A 17,537-nucleotide genomic window follows, 5' to 3' on the forward strand; every position below is an offset into this window, starting at 1 on the left:
GACGGGCCGCCGGGGGTTTGCCCCGCGGCCCCGGGGTTATCCGATCCGGCAGTGTCTCCGTCGCCTACCCGCCTACCGGTGGTGGTGACGGGGGCTCGTCAATCCCAGGTGACCAGGACGCCGATCAGGAGGGTCCGGGCGCGTGAGCGCTCGACAACAGTATGGAACGTACGCGTTTCTTCCGCCGCCCGGTGGTCTGGATCATTCTGGTGATCATCGGTGCGATTGCGCTGAGCTCATTCTTCACCAGTGGTCCGAGCTACCAGCGAGTTGATACTTCCGTCGTCCTCGAGCGACTCAACCAGCCTGGGATCGAGAAGGTCATCCAGGAAGACAAGGAGCAGACGCTCCAACTCGAACTGGCTTCCCCCGAGCGCTTCGACGGCAAGACCACGGACAAGATCGAGACCCAGTATCCGTACGAACTCACGGATGAGGTCTGGGCCGAGGTCCAGGAAGCGAAGACCGCGGGCCGGGTCACCGGCACGGTCAACGCCACGGTCTCCGGCGACAGCATTCTGCTGAGTCTGCTCGTCAACCTGCTCCCCATCGCGATCCTCGTGATCCTGCTGCTGCTGTTCATGTCGCAGATGCAGGGTGGCGGTTCGCGGGTCCTCAACTTCGGCAAGTCCAAGGCCAAGATGCTGACCAAGGACATGCCCAAGACGACCTTCGCCGACGTGGCGGGGGCCGACGAGGCCGTCGAGGAGCTCCACGAGATCAAGGACTTCCTGCAGAACCCGGCGAAGTACCAGGCACTCGGCGCCAAGATCCCCAAGGGCGTCCTGCTCTTCGGGCAGCCGGGTACCGGTAAGACGCTGCTCGCGAGAGCCGTCGCCGGCGAGGCCGGGGTGCCGTTCTACTCGATCTCCGGTTCCGACTTCGTCGAGATGTTCGTGGGTGTCGGCGCGAGCCGCGTCCGCGACCTGTTCGAGCAGGCCAAGGCGAATGCCCCGGCCATCGTGTTCGTCGACGAGATCGATGCCGTCGGCCGGCACCGCGGCGCCGGCATGGGCGGCGGGCACGACGAGCGCGAGCAGACGCTCAACCAGCTGCTCGTCGAGATGGACGGCTTCGACACCAAGGGTGGGGTCATCCTGATCGCCGCCACGAACCGGCCGGACATCCTCGACCCGGCGCTGCTGCGCCCGGGCCGCTTCGACCGGCAGATCCCGGTGGACAACCCCGACATGGAGGGCCGCAAGGCCATCCTGCGGGTGCACGCCAAGGGCAAGCCGTTCACGCCCGACGTCGACCTCGACTCGGTCGCGCGCCGGACCCCGGGCTTCTCGGGTGCCGACCTCGCGAACGTCATCAACGAGGCCGCGCTGCTGACCGCCCGGCACGAGAAGCGGGCGATCGCCAACGAGGCGCTCGAAGAGGCGATCGACCGGGTCATCGCCGGTCCCGAGCGCAAGACCCGGGCCATGAGCGACAGCGAGAAGAAGATCACCGCGTACCACGAGGGTGGACACGCGCTGGTCGCCTACGCGCTGCCGCACTCGGCCCCGGTGCACAAGGTGACGATCCTGCCGCGTGGCCGCTCGCTGGGCCACACGCTGGTGCTGCCGACCGAGGACAAGTACACCCAGACCCGCGCCGAGATGATCGACACCCTGGCGTACGCGCTGGGTGGCCGCGCCGCCGAGGAGCTCGTCTTCCACGAGCCCACCACGGGTGCCGGCAACGACATCGAGAAGGCGTCCGGCCTGGCCCGCGCCATGGTCACCCAGTACGGCATGAGCACCAAGCTGGGTGCGGTCAAGTACGGCTCGAACAACGACGAGCCGTTCATGGGCCGCTCGATGGGGCACGAGCGGGGATACTCCGACTCGGTCGCCGCCGAGATCGACGCCGAGGTGCGCGCGCTCATCGAGCTGGCGCACGACGAGGCGTGGGAAATCCTCGTCGAGTACCGCGACGTGCTCGACAGCATGGTCCTCGAGCTGATGGAGAAGGAAACCATCACCCGCGAGGACATGGACCGGATCTGTGTCCGGGTGGCCAAGCGCGCGCCGATGTCGCCGTTCAACGGCTTCGGCAAGCGGCTCCCGTCCGAGGCGCCCCCGATCCTCTCGCCGGCCGAGCGCGAGAAGCTCAAGGTGCAGGCCGAGGCCGACGGCCAGGTCGCCGTCGGTGGCGGCAGCAACACCACGTCGTCGGACATCAACCCGAACGGAAACGTGGAGGGGCACTGAGCACCGACGGCGAGCTCGACTATCTTGCGGCGCGTCTGGTCGACGGCAAACTCACCGGGTCACCGGTCGAGAGCACCGTCGACCTGGCGCGCATCGAGAAGGCGGTCCGGGAGATCCTCATCGCGATCGGTGAGGACCCGGACCGTGACGGTCTCCAACGCACCCCGGCCCGGGTCGCCCGGGCCTACGCGGAACTCTTCGCCGGGCTGCGCGTCGACCCCGGCAAGGTCCTCACCACCACGTTCGAGGCGAACCACGAGGAACTCGTGCTCGTCCGCGACATCGAAGTGATGAGCCTCTGCGAGCACCACCTGCTGCCGTTCAAGGGTGTCGCCCACGTCGGCTACATCCCCGGCGCCGACGGCCGGATCACCGGGCTGTCCAAGCTCGCCCGGCTCGTCGAGGTCTTCGCCCGGCGTCCCCAGGTCCAGGAACGGCTCACCTCGCAGATAGCCGACCTGCTCATGGAGAAACTCGTCCCGCGCGGCGCCATCGTCGTGCTGGAATGCGAACACCTGTGCATGGAAATGCGTGGCATCCGCAAGGTCGGAGCACGTACGGTGACCTCCGCCGTCCGTGGTGCCTTCCAGCGTGACGGCAAAGTCCGCGCCGAAGCCATGATGCTGATCAACGCCAGGTGATCCCATGCTCGAAAAGCTCAACCCGCCGACGATCCACGAACCCTCCGGCTACAGCCACGTGACGATCTCCGCCCCCGGCCGGATCGCCCACCTGGCCGGCCAATGCCCCCTCGACCTGGCGGGCAAGGTCGTCGGAGCCCCGGGCGACTACCTCGCCCAGACCGACCAGGTCATCACCAACTGCCTGGCCGCCCTCACCGCGGCCGGCGCCGAGCCGTCCGACGTGGTCCGCTCCATCGTCTACGTGACGAGCCCGGACAGCACGGTGCTCTCCGCCGTCTGGGACCACCTCAACAACTCCGAACTGGCGCCGGCCTTCACGACGGCGAGCACGCTGCTGGGCGTGACGGCGCTCGGCTACAGCGGGCAACTCATCGAGGTCGACCTCACCGCGGCCCTGAGCGACTAGGGTCCTGGTGGGCGTCTCCCGTTCGAGTCAGGCGCTCGCGACTCAGATGCCGCACCGGTTTGCCGAGCGACTCCGCGTAGGCGATAGCCATGCGGATCTTGTGGAAGTGCACGCGGCCGAGCCGTCCCTTCAGGTCCGAGCTGTCGGTTGTCCAGTCGTAGCCCGGCAGGTCGGGGAGGCTGAACATCCCGAGGCTGATGACGACGCAACCGTCCATCGTGAGCCGCTGGTTGACGTCCACGAACTCAGCCTCGAACGTCGTCGAGCCGCAGAGCGTGATGACCTTCACCGCACTCTCGGCGGATCGCGGAGCCTGCTGATCCTCCATGACGCTCATCATCGCTGTACGGCCGGACGAGTGTCTCCACCAGGATGGCCCGGAACGTCGGCATGGGCGGTGAACGTGACCGTCACGGCGTCTCTGGCCCGCTCGGCGGTGCGACAGGTCATGGACACAAGCGCGAGCGGGATGCGCGCTGAGGGTTCGTGGTTCTGAGCGCGGGTAGCGGTCCCGGCCGGCCGGGAGTTGCACCAGTCGGCAGCGAGCGTGCCATGATCACCAAATGGAGGAGGCGTACCGCCCGCACGCTCTTCGCGTGATGGCTGAGTACATGAGCGACGACCCCGTCTGGGACCCGGACCTTGACCACATGGGTCCGGTCGTTCTCCAGGATCTCGGTGTCAGCACGCAGCTTGTCCAGCGGTTGCGGGCATGGAACGAGCGGTTCAACGGCATCGCGCTGACGGACTTCGAGTTCACCGGCGTTGATGAGGAGCGAAGCTGGCGGCAGGAAGGGCTGGCGCTCGCTTACGAGTTGCAGAACGAGCTGCCGGGCATTGAGGTCAGCTATGCGGAGGACACGGACCCGAGGCCCGTCCGCGATCGTCGCGGACCCTGATGGCACTAGCTTCCGTGGGCTCGCCGGTCTGCGCTCCGTCCGGTCCCGCCGCGATCAAGGATCTTTCCATCGCTCGGGTTCGGGTCAGATGATCATGCGGTAGGTGTCGGCGCTGTCCATGGCGGCCCGGGTAAGGGTGCCGGCCTCGTCGAGGCGGGTACGGGCCTGTTCGAGGTGGGCTATCGCGATGGCGATGGACGGGTGGAACGAGCCCACCGCGGTGATGCGGAGCCGGGCCAGAGCGTCGTCGAGCTGATCGTTGATCTGCTGGATGCCGGTCACTGCCCGGCCGGCCCCGTCCACCGAGGCCGCCACGTTTGCCTTGACCTCTTCGACACTGGCCATTGTGATCCCCTATTGGATGAACGCGAGTAGGCCGACACCCATGCAGGTCAGCAGCACCGGCGTCAGGCAGGCGATGGCGCCGACGATCGGGGTGCGGTCAACTTTGCTGCCCGCCCCGCCGTAGACGAACCCGATGGTCAGCCAGCCCAGGCCGAAAGCCAGCAACGGCAGGCTCAGGCCGCACAACAGCGCGTATGTCGGCACCGAACCGTTGGGGACCACCAGGTAGAGCACGATCTGGACGATGAGTACGGCCGCCGCGAACGGTCCGTACACCAGAAGGTTCCGGGCCCAGGGCCGCAGTGGTGATGCCGGACCCGGGCCCAGCATGCCGGCGTCGGCGGCGTCGGCTGTCGCGCGGGCCTGTCGCAGGGCTGTCAGGATCGCCGCCGGGCCGCCCGCCATCGCCTGTGCGGCGAGAGCCTGCTCGGCCGGTTGTGGCAGCAGACCCATCTCGGGTACGCCGAGATCCTGCATCAGGCGTGCCCGCTGAGGTGCCAGCCGGGCGCGTACGGCCGTCAGCTCCTGCTGGGCGGCCTGGATGGTCGCGGCCTGCTCACCCGCGGCCGAACTGGCCGCGCGGCGCACCGCGTCCAGGCGCTGGGCCGCGGCGAGATAGTCCGCCCAGGGCCCTGACTCGTCGCTCATCGGTCGTCCTCCGGCTGTACGAAGGGGACCATGGTCACCGTGCGGTCGGCGTGCCGGTCGTGCAGCAGCGCCCTGTTCTCCCGGGGATACCAGTCGAGTGCCTTGCCGAGCAGCATCGACACGTCCTGTCCGGGAACGTTCAGGAAGACCAGCCCGGCCACGTCCTCGCGGCCGGTGCTGCCGCCGGTCTCCTCGTTGAAGCGGCGCAGACCACGCCACCACGACAGCAGGTGCGCGCCCCGGCTCGGGCCCTCCCGCAGCAGCTGCCGCAGGCCGGGCAGCGCGCCGGGAGCGGCCGCGTCCATGCCGAACACGATCCGGTAACCGGGGCGGGCCGGGTCGAGCTCCGCGGCCAGGCCGGTGGCGTCGACCACGACGACCTCCTGCCGGTGACCGATCTCCACGGCCAGCTCCTTGACGAGCTCGTCGCCCTCGGCCACCAGTGAGGACAGCACGAAACGGGCGGTCCGCGGGGGGTGGAACGCGGCGACACCGCGCGCGGCGGCCGCCAGGACCTCAGCGCCCACCGCCTGCGAGCCGAAGATCGCCAGGTGCCGGCCCGGGGAGGCGTCCAGCGGGAAAGCGGCCGTGGACAGGTTCACGTCGATGACCCGGCCCAGCAGTGCCGCGGGCCGCCCGGCCCGCCCGGCCAGCGCCGCGCGGTAGGTCGGATCGTCGGCGAGGTGCTGGTGGGCGTACCCGGCGAAGATGCGCGGGGGTACGGACTCCGGGTCGCGGGCGCCCCACAGCTTGTGCCGCAGGTCGTTGAGCACCGTACGGTCGGCGTGCGGATCGGGGAAACGCACGATCCGCTCATGGCCCCGGGTCGCGCCCCGGGGGCCGCCGAGCCCACCCGCGGTGTTGATCACCGCGGTGCCCAGGGGCAGGCCCGCCGCGGAATCGTTCGTCGGCTCCAGCACGTCACCGCCGCCGGGCAGAGCGACCCGGACCGGGAACTGACCGAAGATCGAGTCGCGCTTGGCGTACAGGGCCTCGACCCCGAGCACGGTCTGACTCGCCAGGACCAGATGGATGCCGTACGACCGGCCCTTGCGCGCCAGCGACTCCAGCAGCTGCACCGCCTCGGTCGCCATCGGGTCGTTACCGGCCAGCAGTACCTGGAACTCGTCGATGACACAGAGCACCCGGGGCATCGGCTTGCCGCGCCCCTCCTCGGCCGCCACCGCGCGCAGATCCGCGAACCGGGTCACGCCGGCCCGTTTGTACGCCACCGACCGCCGGCTCATCTCCGCGTCGAGCTCCCGCAGTACCGCCAGGCCGTACTCCCGGTCGGACTCGACCCCCACCGCCCGCGCGTGCGGCAACCAGGTGCGGTCCCGGGCGGTCGGCACGAACTCGGCGAACGAGATGCCTTCCTTGAAGTCGAGCAGGTACAGGTTGAGCTCGTCGGGGCTGTAGCGCGTGCACAGGCCGTACAGAACGTTGATGAGGAAGGCCGTCTTGCCGGCGCCGGACCGCCCGCCGACCATCCAGTGTGGGGTGAGATCGTTGAAGAGCAGCACGACCGGGGTCTCCCCGTCGAAACCCACCGTGGTGCCCACCCCGTCGGCGGCGTCGCCACCCCACAGCTCCCCGGTCGGCTCCGGCAGCAGATGCGCGAGATGCACCTCGGACGCGGCCGCCGACGAAGCGGCCAGCTCCCGGCACACCGCGTCGATGAGATGCGGCGGCGGATCCTCGTCGAGGAACACCGGGGCGTTCAGCCACACCGCCTCCGGCATCGACCCGAACGTCGCCCCGGGCGGGTCACCGACCACGGCGTACGGGTTGCGCAGCGAGACCTGCGTGGTGCGGGGCAGCGGCGGCTGGGTGGTCTCCGCGGTCAACGGCGGCGGCGGCCAGCCCGCCACGATCAGGTGCAGGCCCGACTCCGGGCCCTGCTGGGCCAGCGCGGCGATCCGCACCAGATCGGCGCCCTCGGTCAGCTCCGGCAGGCTAGCGACGACCAGCACCATCATCCGCTCGCGACGCCGCTGTCCACCACGAACGGGACGCAACCACTTCTCGGCCTCGGTGAGCACGTCACGCAGCCCGGCCCGGTCGGTTGCGGGCGGCGACAGCAGACCCGCGTCGGCCAGCACCTCGAACGGGGCGAAGACGGCGCCACCACCCGTACCGTCAACCGCTCTGACCAGCAACGAACCCGCCGGCGCGGCAGCCAGCAAGCGAAGCAGCAGGCAGCGGAGCAGGCCGGAGACCCGAGGGTCGCGGGCGTCGGCGTCGACGGTCAGGTGCCCGCTGCCGAGCAGCGGGACAATCGCCGGAAAACGGGCGTCATCGAGCGGTTGGGCGACCCCGAGACGAACAAACTGCGGAGGGTACGACCCTCCGAGCGGCGTATTCGCGGACAGCGCGTCCAGCGGCGACCCCAGCCACCCGGGGGCGAGCTCGGCGGCGGCGGCCCGCAACTCCTCGGCCAGCCGATGCTGCTCCAGCGCGTCGGCGGCGGGCAGCGCCTGCGCACCCAGCGCGGCAGCGGCCGCCACCGCGGTAGCCTCCGCCTGTCGATGCAGGGCAGCGGCCTGACCGGTGCGACCCGTGAACTCCACCGCCCCACCTCCATCTGTGCGCTCAAACCGTACCCTGCACCGGCCGCGCACCCCGCGACGCGCAGCCGATGGTCAATCTTCCCAGTGCGGGGTCGACGGGGTGACGAGCGGGGCTGTCAGATTGTCCACGCGCCCGTTCATCCGGTCGCGTCCACAGCGGAAACCACTAACCTGGTAGGGGTGCAGCCCACGAACCCACCCGCCCAGCCGGCGGTCCCGCCGCCCCCGGCCGCTGCGCCCGTATCCGCCAAGACCCGCCGCACCCGTCTCATCCTGGCCATGGTGGGCGGAGTCCTGGCCCTCCTGTGCCTGGGTGGAGTGGGCATCTTCGTCTCGTTCTACGACGAAGCCACCAAAATCGAGCGAGAAGCCCCGGACGCCGTGGTGGACAGCTTCCTCCGCGCCTACCTGGTCAACCGCGACGACCAGCAGGCCTCCCTCTTCACCTGCAAGTCCGGGCCAGACCTCGGCGACGTCAGCGCGTTGCGGACCGAGGCCGTCGACCGCGAGAAGAAGTTCAGTGTCTCCGTGACCATCAGTTGGCGCAGCCTCGCGATCTCAGGGACGGGCGAGACCGCGAGATCCGTCTCGACAGACCTCGTCATCGGGGGCTCATCCAACGGAAATTCGATCAGCCGCCGGGTCGAGAACTGGACCTTCGCCCTCGTCGAGGACGACGGTTGGCGGGTCTGTGCGGCGAGCAAGACGTCCTAACGCATCATTCGGCCCAGAGGAGATGGACAGGGACCTCCAGGGTCCGGGGCGCTTTGCCGCTCCAGGCCCATCGATACCAGTCCAGCTCCGTCGCGACCCGCGCGCAGATGTCACCGCTGTCGCTGGTGTGCAGTTCGGTCACCGCGCGTAGGTCCCGGCGCTCACCGCCGTCCTCGATCAGCTGCACCACCCGGCGGCCGGTGAGGGCGTCCGCGTCCAGCGCCGCGACCGGGTTGCGCCGTTGCGGCTGGTCCAGCGACACCAGCTTGGACACCGCGTCGGCCGGCTTCCTCGACCCGAGTCCCGCCATGCCCAGTTCTTCGACCCAGACCCGTTCCACCGGTACGAGCGGTGCGAAGACCTCGGTCTGCTCAGCCTCGGCGCGGTACCACTCCGACTCGGGCATCACCGGCACATAGGTACGGCTGCCCTGGACCACCTTCTCGTCAGCGCGCAGGTCGGCCCGCCAGCCGTGGCCGGGCAGCCCGACCAGCACCCGCCGCCCGCGCAACTGACCGCCCATCGTGGCCGGCGTCGGCACGACCGGCCGTGGGGTTTCCGGCGCCCAGTCCGGGTGCCCCGCGAACGGGTCCGGCATAGCTCCGCCGGTCATTGCGAGCCTCCCAGCGGTGCCCCGCGCTGGGCCATGAACTGCACCGGGTCCACCGCGCTCGCGCTGGACCGGCCGTTGTTGAGGTGGACCTCGAAGTGCAGGTGCGGACCCGAGGAGTTGCCGCTCGTACCGCTGGTGGCGACAACCTCGCCGGCGGCGACCTGCTGGCCGGCCCTCAGGTTCGGCCGTTCGACCAGGTGGCAGTACCGGGTCATGATGTTGCCCGGGTGCTGGATCTCCAGCATCCAGCCACAGCCGCCCTTGCCGGGGTAACCGGCATGGTCACAGTCCTTGACGCCGGCGAACGTCTCGTCGCATTTGACCCGCGACACGACCCCGCTGGCCACCGACCGGACCGGGGTGCCGGTGTCCACGATCAGGTCGACACCCTGGTGTTTCGGGCGGTCAAGAGTGCGGAAGCCGGAGCCGACGTCCCACTTGTGCGCGTCCGGCCCCTTCTCCGCCAGCGGGTTGGTCCAGCCGGAAGCCGCGACGTCCGCGGGCGACGCGCACACCATCGACACCGAACTGCCGGCCGCGTTGGCCGCGCCGTCCGCGAGCACGTTCACGATCTGGGTGGCGACGAGCTCGTGCTTCGCGTACGCGTTCGGGTAGGCACTGATCTGCACCCGCTGGGCGGCCCGGGTGAGGGGCAGGTGATCCCAGTTCTTGACGGTCTTCAGCTTGTTGTAGAACTTCGTCGCCGCGTATTCGGGATCGGTCACCTGCGACGGCTTCCCCCAGCCACTGCTCGGGCGCTGCTGGAACAGGCCGAGGGAGTCATGGTCGTTGTTCTCGCCGAGATAGCCGAGATTCGACAGACGGGATTCCTGCATGGCGGTCGCCACCGCGATCACCCAGGCTCGCGGCGGCAGCTTCAGCTCGGCACCCACGTTGATGATGATGGCAGCATTCTTCATCTGGGCCGTGCCGTAGGACTGGAGTCGCGGCAGTTTCGCGTTCGGATCGACCGGGCCGCCGACGCCGCAACCGGTGGAGGACAGCGTCATGGTGCCGCTGTCGTCGGCGACCCCGCCGAGCAGCAGGGCGCTGACGGTGCCCCCGCAGCAGAGCAGGGTGAGCGTCGCGACCAGCGCGACGATCAGGGCGAGCCGCTTCGGTCTCCAGCGCATCACGCCCCCTCCCAATCCACGCCGTCGACGAGCCACCGCCCGTCCGGGGCAACCAACTGCAGGGTGAGCTTGCCGGAGTCGACCGTGACGATCGCGTCGACCAGACCGTCCCCGGTCGGCGTGATCTCCGGCCGTCCGGTCACCCGGTCGGCCGGGACGTCGGCCGGGTCCACCCCGTCGAGCTCCGCGCTGAGGTCCTCGGTGGCGTTGGGCACGATCCCGTCGTGCCACGCCTTCGCGGAGACATTCTTATGGTCGACCCACGCCGAGGCAAAGGCGTAGGCGACCGCCTCAGGCTTGGCCGTCCCCGGGCTGGTGTCCGGTTCCTGTGGTGGGTCGTCGTCCACGACGACACTGTCGTTGTCCAGACTCGGGTCGACGCTCACGGTCGCGGCCGGCGGCACCGGGTCGAGCAGCTGCCGTTTGTCGTCCCCGTCCGAGAAGAGCCGGCCGAGACCGACCACCGCGAGCACGAGCAGCGCGATCACGAACGCGACGCCCCAGCGGGAGCGGAAGAGCCCGGTGAGACCACGTTCCAGGATCGGCGAGGGCATGGCCGGTCACCGAGCCTCGGTCCGGACCCGGGGCGTCGCGGGCTCCCGGGTGGTGCTGCCTGTCTCGGGGCGATAGATCGCATAGGACGAGGCGGTGTCGGAGACGTCCGGCTCGGTCCAGGTGGAGGTGCCGCTCCGGCGCTGCCGTGCGGCCGGCGCGGTGGCCTCGGCGGGTTCCCTGGACTCGGTGGACTCCACGGTCCCGGGCGGAGCCGTGGCCGGGCGACGGCTGACGGCCGGCCGCTCGTCCGGCACCGTCTCGGACCCGTCCGGTCTGCTCTGCCTGGTCCCGGCGCCGCCGAGGACCGGGGCCAGGGTGCGGTTCGCCTCGGACCGGCCGGCGGCGGAGTGCGCCGGATCCTCGAGCCGGGCCTCGGGCCGCAGGTTCGTCTGTTCGGCGAAGATCGTGCGGCCCTTGCCGATCCGGGGCTCGTTCGTCCCGCCACCGTCGGCCACGTCCAGCTTGGCCGCCTCCCGCATGTCCCGGAAGAACCGCCGGTGCCACGACCCGGCCGAGCTGATCGCCGCGGTGTTGTCCTTGCCGCCGAGCTGGGTGATCCGCCGGTACGGCCGCAGCAGCAGCCACCCGACGACCCCCACCAGCCAGACCAGGACGACCTGGAGCCAGCCCGGAAGGCTCGCAGTATTCATGATCAGATCGACGGCGAACAGGTAGATGGCGGCGCCGGTACCGAAGATGGCGATGTTGAAGACGGCGGCCACCACGGCGTTCGCGAGCCGCCGGATCCCCGAACTGGCCGGCCGGAGCAGACCGACGGTGCCGAGGATCGGCGCCGCGATCACCGCCCACCGGAAGATCAGGAAGCCGAGCAGGACCAGGATGGACGCGGTGAGGTCGAACATCGCGAACAGGATGGCCGCCAGGACCGCGATGAACCCGGCCCCGATCCGATCCATCCCGTTGACGCCGGTCAGGTAGCGGTACGACTCGGGATCCTCGGTCTTGATCAGTTTCGTGACCGCTCGCCACTGCGACTTCTTGGCCTCGATCGTCCCGGGCCGGGTCTCCGGGTTGTCGCGCATCTTCTGCGTCTCGTCCCAGGTGAACGAACGTGCGTCGTACAGAGCCCGGCCGTACTTCTGCGCGGTGAGATTGTCGGCCGATCCGAGCAGGCCGCGAAGCCAGTTCCGGTAGAGCATGGTGTCGGTCGCGGTATCGCTCGCACGGACCGCCGGCGGACGGTTGTCGTCACATGCCCCTGGACTGGGGTCGTCGCACTGCCCGTCCGGAGTGTTCTGGGCCCGGGGGCCGACCGCGTCGTGGACCACGCCGAGGGTCGTGATGAGGCTCTGGTCGGCGAGGTTCGCCGACCTGACCGGCCAGGCGGCGATCGCGGTGACCGCCACCATCACCAGGATGGCCCACCCCGCCGTGGTGGTCGCAGCGCCCATGTCGGCCTGCTGGGAGCGCCAGATGAGGTAGAGACCGATGACCGCGAGCGTGATGACCCCGAAGACGCTGAAGACCTTCTCGTAGACCGCCTTGGTGGCCTGGTCGACCAGCGGGTCCGCCCAGCCCCACAGCGCGGACGGATCCCAGGCCCGCTCCCGCAGGGCGTTCGAGGCACCGATGACCGCGGTCGCGACCATGAACTCGCCGTTCGCGACCGTGGTCTCGAACTTGTACTCGGGATCGATCAGCGTGGACGCGCAGCCGCCCTCGATGTCGTAGGTGCTGTAGCCGTAGCCGGCGTACCCGTACTGGCTGTAGATGCCCTGCGGGCCGTTGAGGGTCGACGATTTCGGCCGTTCGGCGAACCAGCCGGCCAGACCGGAGTCGGGGGTGTTCGGATCCGGGGGGACCAGGCACTGGACCTTCTCGGTCCCCTTGTCGGCCAGGCGGGACACGCAGGACTTGAAGTCCTGCTTCCACTCGTCCGTGCTGCAGGCGCCGCCGGGGGCCTTGAGGGGGCCGGCCACGGCCGGGGACGGTGCTGCCACCGCCCAGGCGATGCTGGCCACCATCGCGACGGCCATGGTCAGGATCGATGCGCAGGCCCGGCGGAGCATGTCAGACCTCCAGGTCGGACAACGAGGGGATTGCCGTGTGGGTTGCCTGGGCCTGAGCCGGGGTGGTGTCCAGGTATTCCAGGAGGCCGTCCACGTAGGAGACGTCCACCCGGACCTTCTGGACCCTGCCGTCGACGTCGCGCATCACGAACTCCCGGAAGCCGAGGCGGGACGACGAGCTGGCGTCCGCCTGGGAGAGGGAGGCCAGGGTCGCCTCGTAACCGTCGTGCACCGGCACCCGGAGCAGGCGCAGCGCTTCCGAGGCGATCTCCTGGTCCTCGGCGATGCGGCCGACGAAGACCGTCGACACCAGGTTCTGGACGTCGAGGCCGAGGATGTCCCGGGGGTTCTGGGAGGCCACCAGCGCCGCGAGGTTCCATTTGCGGGAGTCCCGGGCGAGGCGGACCAGGAAGGAACGGCCGGAGCGCCAGCCCTCCATGAAGTGGGCCTCGTCGAGCCCGACCATCTTGCGCGACGACATCGAACCGCCGTAGCAGCGGCGGACCGCGAGCCGGTGGGCCGTGTGCAGCATCGGGAGGGCGAGGGACTCCTCCGCCGACCAGTACTCGCGCTCGATCTTCAGGTCGGGCAGGCGCAGGCCCGCCATGGTGATGACGGTGAGCGCCGAGTCGGCACCGAGCAGGTGCTGCGGAGGCCGGCCGAAGAAGAGCAGCGCCAGGGGCATCTCGGCGGTGTCGAGCAGGAGGTTGGCGAGCTCCTTGCCGTCGTCGTCGAGGCCCTGCAGGGTGGCCACGACGTCGTCGAGCGTCGAGGTCTCCTCGGCTGGGACCTGGCGGACCGCGTGGCGCAGCAGGGTCGCGGTCGAGGCCTCCTTGGCGACCTGTGGGGGCACCAGCATGGAGCAGATGTCCTGGACCAGCATGCGGCGCTCGGCCCGGGCGTTCGAGACCGCGATCTCGTACTCCCGGTCACCGCCCGGCCCGGTCGCGAACTCGGTGCGCACCGGCGTCGGGATCAGCGCGTACGGCGCCAGCGTGCCCTGTTCCGAACCGGTCAGGTTCAGCACCCGCGAGTACGGCCGCAGCTCCGGCATCTGGCACAGCCGGGCCAGCGGGCCGGACGGGTCGAGCAGGGTGACCTGGACGCCGCGCCGCGCGTTGAGGTAGCCGAGCGCGCCCATCAGCGTCGACTTGCCACCACCGGGCTCGGCGACGAACACCCCGAGGCCGGAACGTTCCCGGACCTCCATGGGGAAGTGCAGGTCGAGGAAGACCGGCCGGCGGCACGTTCCCGCCGTACGGCCGATCAGGTCTCCGCGGCGGTCGCCGACCGTGGACGCGGCCTGGGGCAGCGCGGCGGCCAGCAGTTTGACCGGCATCCGCCGCACGTAGCCGGTGTTCGCGATCGGCTCGCCCGGGATGAACTCGCGGGCGAGCTGGTCCTGGTTCTTCGGGTGCTGCAGCGAGATGCGCAGCTCGCGGGAGTAGAGCTGGATGAGCCGGCGGGCCCGTTCCAGGCATTCCTCCCGGGTCCGCCCACCGACCGCGATCCGGTGCCAGCCGTGGGCGCGGGCGGACTCGACGGGCAGTCCGGTGGTCATCTCGTCGCCGATGACCAGGGCCCGCTTGGCGAGCCGTTCGAGCTCGGGCGGGGCGTCGATGCCGTGCTCCGCGTAGTCGAGCTGCTGGGAGCGGATCATCCGGAGCCGGTGCTCGAGGTTCTTGAACGAGCTGTTCGAGCCGAGGATGTCGATCCGGGACGAGAGTTCCATCGGCCACGGCAGCCGCTCGTGGAAGTGCATCCACGGCTCGTGCTTCTCCGGGATCTCCAGCGGTTCCATCCGGCCGACGGAGAGGACGGCGACGTGCCGCTCCTCGCCGGTCATCCGGTTGACCAGCTTGACCGTCGATCCGTACGGGGTCCGGTAGCGCTCGACCTGTTCGGTGAGCGCGAGCAGGTCGCCGCGTTCCCAGTGTCCGTTGGAGACGGGGGAGAGCGGGCCGGGCGGGGCCATGCAGAGCGCGACCGACCGGAAGAGCAGCCACTCCAGCTCCTGCGGCGTGACCCGGCGCCCACGCATGCCGAACGCGTTGAGCACCTCGTCGAACTGCTCGACCGTACGGCCCAGCTTCTTGCGTTCCCCGTCGGTGGTGCCCTTGCCGAAGACCCGCAGGACGCGCTCGGAGAACGTGTCGCCGAGCGACCGCCGCGCGAACGTGACACCCAGGTAGGTCTGGCCCTCGGCGTGGTTGACCGAGAGCAGGTGCCGTTGCGCGGCGACCAGGTGGTCGCTCCACGAGGTGGCACCGGTGACGTCCGGCAGCGGCTTGGCGGTGAACGAGTCGACCGTGCGGGCCCACTCGTCCGCGGGGAACGGCCGGTTGGTGCGGCGCAGGTGCAGCCGGAACCCGGCGAGGCCGGCGTACTGCTCGGAGATCGCGGAGAGCAGTGCTTCCCGCTCGGCATCCGGCCGGAACGCCCACCGCACCTCGGGCAGGGAATACCAGGCGGTCACCGTGCTCTGGGTGAACGTCAGGTGCCCGGCGATCTCACTGATCTCCAGCTCGATCGAGGGGTCCCGGTCGCTGAACTTCAGCTTGTGCGGGCGCAGCGCGGAGGCTTTCGTCTCCTTGGGGACCATGAGGTCCGCCTTCGGGTTGCGCTGCTTGGCCGGGGCCCTGCCCCGTCGCTTCGCGGGTGCTTTCTCCGGCATCGGGGCCAGGTCGGCGGGCCGCTCCGGGCCGTCCAGCGTCGATGGGTACGCCTCCACGGGCGCGACGGGATGCACGCCGGGCGCCACGGCCGGCAGTGGCTCGGCGACCCGCTGCCACGACGGTGCGGCCTGCGCCGGGAGCTGGTCCGGCGGCACGGGTGCGACAGCGAGCCGGGTGTCCCCGGGCCTGGAGTTGTCAGGCTGGGAGTCGGCCGGCCAGTCCGCGAAGTCGTCGTCGGTCTCGTCGTAGAAGTCGGCCTCCGGCCCGTGCGGCGCCCTGCGGAAGGGCGAGACCGCCGCGTCCGCGGGCCGTCCCGGCGAGGGCAGAGCGGTGGCGGCAGGCAGAGCGGTGGCCGGTGGCAGCGCGGTGGCGGCGGGCAGGGCGGTGGCCGGGGGCAGGGTGGTTGACCGCACGGGAACGGTTGGCGGCACGGGAACGGTTGGCGGCAGTGTCGGCGGCGGCGTGACCAGCGGTTCCCCCGACGGAGTCCGGGCGAGCCCGGAACCGGGTCCCTCGCCGGTGGCATCCCGGGGAGCCTGCGCCGCAGATGAGGGCTGCGGCGCGGACCGGACACCCGGCGATCCGGCGGACAAATCGGGGCTACCGGACAACGTGATCGCCGCGGAGCCGTCAGGTCGCGTGAGCGGAGCATCCGCCTCGGCCAGCGAGTCCGAAGTGGATGTGGCGGCAGTCGGCGTCGTCCCGCCGGGGCTGTCCTCGAAGTCGAAGCCGTAGTCGAAATCGGCGTCCGGGTCGTCCGGTGGGGGCTGGTGCTCGTCGCCGGGCTGGGTGGGCTTGGGCGCGGTGCCGCCGAAGAGGTCGAGGAACGGTGAGTCGATGTCCATCGGGTCGACCGGAGGCGGGTTGCCGTTGCCCCGGGGGCGCACCGGCTGGGGTGCCTGGAAGACCGCGACGGCGCCGTGCCCGGGACCGGCTACCGGCTCGAGACTTTCGTCCGGAGCGTAGTCGGATGAGCGCACACCGTTACTTTGCCTGCCCTGACGATTCGAGTCCGCGCGGGAACTCCCGGGCGGTGGGGAAGCGGTCATGCGCGGGCCCCGTTCGGGCATGCAGCGAGAGCGGCGAAACTGGTCATACCAACTCCTCCCGAACCCGGATGCGAGTGGCGACAAGTCTGGAGTCCCGCTGCTCGACGGACGGCTCGCGGGTCCGTCGCCAGTCGGTCATGGCGGTGCGGATGACCATGCGGGCCGGCCGGTCGGGATCGACGTGACGGAAGACGTAGGACGTCGTCACCATGGCCAGTGCGATCTCCCAGGCGGGGAACGCGTCGAACTCCCAGGTGATCATGTAGTGCAGGAACACGAACACCGGGACGAGCAGGACGAACATTCCGTACTGCGCGTACGGCAGGTGCATGGGCAGCGTGTATCCGGGCGGGCCCAGGTAGACAAGGCGGGCCCGGTAGATGTCGTCATCGGTGCGCAGGCGCATGGACCCCTGGCCTCAGTTGAAGATGAGGTCGATGATGAAGTCGCCGAGGAAGAACAAAGACGCGGCACCGGCGATGAAGGCCAGGCCCACGATGGCGATCGCGGAGCTGGTCAGCACTTTGGAGATCTCGCCCCGGCTGGCGCGCCCGATGAAGATGACGCCCAGGACGGCTAGCAGGATCGGGGCGATGTTGGTCGCGAAGAAGGAGACAACACCTGAGGTGTTGAGGCCTTTCGGCTGCTCCTCGGCGGCGAGGAGGGCGCCGTGCTGCAGGGCTGACGAGACCTGTGCGGCGAGCTCTGTGGCGATCATCGGTAAACCTCCCGGGTGGCCAGCGTGAGGGCGCCGGACACGCTGCAGTAGTGAAGCCTGACGGCGACGCCCATATGGTGCTACTTCCCGCTCACCACGTCGAGTAAGACCGTAAGGGCACTGCTGTCCTCAACACGACCGCTCTGCTCTCTTCGGTTCATTAATGATGCCTAGCTCCGAAGAGTACGGGCCGCACTTCTTACCTACAAGCTGCCTGATTCGTTACCGAAGGTAAAGACGTGACTGAACGTGAGTCATCTCGGATCGTACATGTGTTCGAATGACCTGCGCCCGGTACCGTCGTCCCGTGAATGAGTCGACCCGCGGCGCCACGACCTCC

The 17,537-nt window shown here is 69.8% G+C and carries 16 protein-coding genes; 5 read left to right on the forward strand and 11 right to left on the reverse strand.

Going from position 1 to position 17,537, the window contains the following annotated elements:
• The first annotated feature begins 161 nt into the window (after positions 1 to 161).
• From ftsH to ACIA6A_RS09885, 3 genes are read left to right on the forward strand one after another with little or no spacing between them, the layout of a single operon-like run.
• Complete coding sequence (ftsH, locus tag ACIA6A_RS09875; protein ID WP_396097106.1) at positions 162 to 2,198, forward strand: ATP-dependent zinc metalloprotease FtsH; 2,037 nt, start codon at positions 162 to 164, stop codon at positions 2,196 to 2,198.
• Positions 2,195 to 2,839: a GTP cyclohydrolase I FolE gene (gene folE / locus ACIA6A_RS09880; RefSeq protein ID WP_396097622.1), complete on the forward strand. Its 645-nt coding sequence runs from the start codon at positions 2,195 to 2,197 to the stop codon at positions 2,837 to 2,839. Before ftsH ends, folE begins: the two co-directional genes overlap by 4 nt.
• Positions 2,840 to 2,843: 4 nt before the next feature.
• Positions 2,844 to 3,248, forward strand: coding sequence for a RidA family protein (locus ACIA6A_RS09885; RefSeq protein WP_396097107.1), 405 nt, complete (start codon positions 2,844 to 2,846; stop codon positions 3,246 to 3,248).
• On the opposite strand, the gene ACIA6A_RS09890 is transcribed toward ACIA6A_RS09885, so the two are convergent.
• Positions 3,226 to 3,576: a hypothetical protein gene (locus tag ACIA6A_RS09890; protein ID WP_396097108.1), complete on the reverse strand. Its 351-nt coding sequence runs from the start codon at positions 3,574 to 3,576 to the stop codon at positions 3,226 to 3,228. The genes ACIA6A_RS09885 and ACIA6A_RS09890 overlap by 23 nt on opposite strands.
• Before the next feature lie 235 nt (positions 3,577 to 3,811).
• Between ACIA6A_RS09890 and ACIA6A_RS09895 the strand changes: the two genes are divergently transcribed.
• The gene (locus ACIA6A_RS09895) at positions 3,812 to 4,147 is read left to right on the forward strand and encodes a hypothetical protein (protein WP_396097109.1); all 336 of its coding nucleotides are present in this window, start codon (positions 3,812 to 3,814) and stop codon (positions 4,145 to 4,147) included.
• Positions 4,148 to 4,231: 84 nt separating this feature from the next.
• On the opposite strand, the gene ACIA6A_RS09900 is transcribed toward ACIA6A_RS09895, so the two are convergent.
• From ACIA6A_RS09900 to ACIA6A_RS09910, 3 genes are read right to left on the reverse strand one after another with little or no spacing between them, the layout of a single operon-like run.
• Complete coding sequence (locus tag ACIA6A_RS09900) at positions 4,232 to 4,492, reverse strand: hypothetical protein (RefSeq protein ID WP_396097110.1); 261 nt, start codon at positions 4,490 to 4,492, stop codon at positions 4,232 to 4,234.
• Between the two features lie 9 nt (positions 4,493 to 4,501).
• Entirely contained in the window at positions 4,502 to 5,140 is a 639-nt protein-coding gene (locus ACIA6A_RS09905; RefSeq protein WP_396097112.1) for a hypothetical protein, read from the reverse strand.
• Positions 5,137 to 7,710: an FtsK/SpoIIIE domain-containing protein gene (locus ACIA6A_RS09910; protein WP_396097113.1), complete on the reverse strand. Its 2,574-nt coding sequence runs from the start codon at positions 7,708 to 7,710 to the stop codon at positions 5,137 to 5,139. Before ACIA6A_RS09910 ends, ACIA6A_RS09905 begins: the two co-directional genes overlap by 4 nt.
• A gap of 180 nt (positions 7,711 to 7,890) precedes the next feature.
• Between ACIA6A_RS09910 and ACIA6A_RS09915 the strand changes: the two genes are divergently transcribed.
• Positions 7,891 to 8,424, forward strand: coding sequence for a hypothetical protein (locus ACIA6A_RS09915; protein WP_396097114.1), 534 nt, complete (start codon positions 7,891 to 7,893; stop codon positions 8,422 to 8,424).
• Positions 8,425 to 8,428: 4 nt separating this feature from the next.
• Here the strand turns inward: ACIA6A_RS09915 and ACIA6A_RS09920 are convergent, their stop codons facing one another.
• From ACIA6A_RS09920 to ACIA6A_RS09950, 7 genes are all read right to left on the reverse strand, one after another.
• Positions 8,429 to 9,037, reverse strand: coding sequence for a hypothetical protein (locus ACIA6A_RS09920; protein WP_396097115.1), 609 nt, complete (start codon positions 9,035 to 9,037; stop codon positions 8,429 to 8,431).
• Positions 9,034 to 10,170, reverse strand: coding sequence for a M23 family metallopeptidase (locus tag ACIA6A_RS09925; RefSeq protein ID WP_396097116.1), 1,137 nt, complete (start codon positions 10,168 to 10,170; stop codon positions 9,034 to 9,036). The genes ACIA6A_RS09920 and ACIA6A_RS09925 overlap by 4 nt, the downstream gene beginning before the upstream one ends.
• Positions 10,170 to 10,724 carry a hypothetical protein gene (locus tag ACIA6A_RS09930; protein ID WP_396097117.1) on the reverse strand — a complete coding sequence of 185 codons (555 nt, stop codon included), beginning with the start codon at positions 10,722 to 10,724 and terminating at the stop codon, positions 10,170 to 10,172. Before ACIA6A_RS09930 ends, ACIA6A_RS09925 begins: the two co-directional genes overlap by 1 nt.
• Positions 10,725 to 10,730: 6 nt before the next feature.
• The gene (locus tag ACIA6A_RS09935; protein WP_396097118.1) at positions 10,731 to 12,755 is read right to left on the reverse strand and encodes an MFS transporter; all 2,025 of its coding nucleotides are present in this window, start codon (positions 12,753 to 12,755) and stop codon (positions 10,731 to 10,733) included.
• Position 12,756: 1 nt separating this feature from the next.
• Complete coding sequence (locus tag ACIA6A_RS09940; protein ID WP_396097119.1) at positions 12,757 to 16,410, reverse strand: ATP-binding protein; 3,654 nt, start codon at positions 16,408 to 16,410, stop codon at positions 12,757 to 12,759.
• A gap of 112 nt (positions 16,411 to 16,522) precedes the next feature.
• The gene (locus ACIA6A_RS09945; RefSeq protein ID WP_396097120.1) at positions 16,523 to 16,885 is read right to left on the reverse strand and encodes a hypothetical protein; all 363 of its coding nucleotides are present in this window, start codon (positions 16,883 to 16,885) and stop codon (positions 16,523 to 16,525) included.
• A 12-nt stretch (positions 16,886 to 16,897) separates the two neighbouring features.
• Positions 16,898 to 17,197 carry a hypothetical protein gene (locus ACIA6A_RS09950; protein WP_396097121.1) on the reverse strand — a complete coding sequence of 100 codons (300 nt, stop codon included), beginning with the start codon at positions 17,195 to 17,197 and terminating at the stop codon, positions 16,898 to 16,900.
• Between the last annotated feature and the right edge of the window lie 340 nt (positions 17,198 to 17,537).

The organism is Actinoplanes sp. NPDC051494, from assembly GCF_044454705.1.
In the GTDB taxonomy this organism is placed as follows: domain Bacteria; phylum Actinomycetota; class Actinomycetes; order Mycobacteriales; family Micromonosporaceae; genus Actinoplanes.

Coding starts and splice junctions, on each gene's coding strand:
- ftsH (WP_396097106.1), top strand. CDS start 162: ATGGAACGTACGCGTTTCTTCCGCCGCCCGGTGGTCTGGATCATTCTG.
- ACIA6A_RS09885 (WP_396097107.1), top strand. CDS start 2,844: ATGCTCGAAAAGCTCAACCCGCCGACGATCCACGAACCCTCCGGCTAC.
- ACIA6A_RS09890 (WP_396097108.1), bottom strand. CDS start 3,576: ATGGAGGATCAGCAGGCTCCGCGATCCGCCGAGAGTGCGGTGAAGGTC.
- ACIA6A_RS09895 (WP_396097109.1), top strand. CDS start 3,812: ATGGAGGAGGCGTACCGCCCGCACGCTCTTCGCGTGATGGCTGAGTAC.
- ACIA6A_RS09900 (WP_396097110.1), bottom strand. CDS start 4,492: ATGGCCAGTGTCGAAGAGGTCAAGGCAAACGTGGCGGCCTCGGTGGAC.
- ACIA6A_RS09905 (WP_396097112.1), bottom strand. CDS start 5,140: ATGAGCGACGAGTCAGGGCCCTGGGCGGACTATCTCGCCGCGGCCCAG.
- ACIA6A_RS09920 (WP_396097115.1), bottom strand. CDS start 9,037: ATGACCGGCGGAGCTATGCCGGACCCGTTCGCGGGGCACCCGGACTGG.
- ACIA6A_RS09925 (WP_396097116.1), bottom strand. CDS start 10,170: ATGCGCTGGAGACCGAAGCGGCTCGCCCTGATCGTCGCGCTGGTCGCG.
- ACIA6A_RS09930 (WP_396097117.1), bottom strand. CDS start 10,724: ATGCCCTCGCCGATCCTGGAACGTGGTCTCACCGGGCTCTTCCGCTCC.
- ACIA6A_RS09935 (WP_396097118.1), bottom strand. CDS start 12,755: ATGCTCCGCCGGGCCTGCGCATCGATCCTGACCATGGCCGTCGCGATG.
- ACIA6A_RS09945 (WP_396097120.1), bottom strand. CDS start 16,885: ATGCGCCTGCGCACCGATGACGACATCTACCGGGCCCGCCTTGTCTAC.
- ACIA6A_RS09950 (WP_396097121.1), bottom strand. CDS start 17,197: ATGATCGCCACAGAGCTCGCCGCACAGGTCTCGTCAGCCCTGCAGCAC.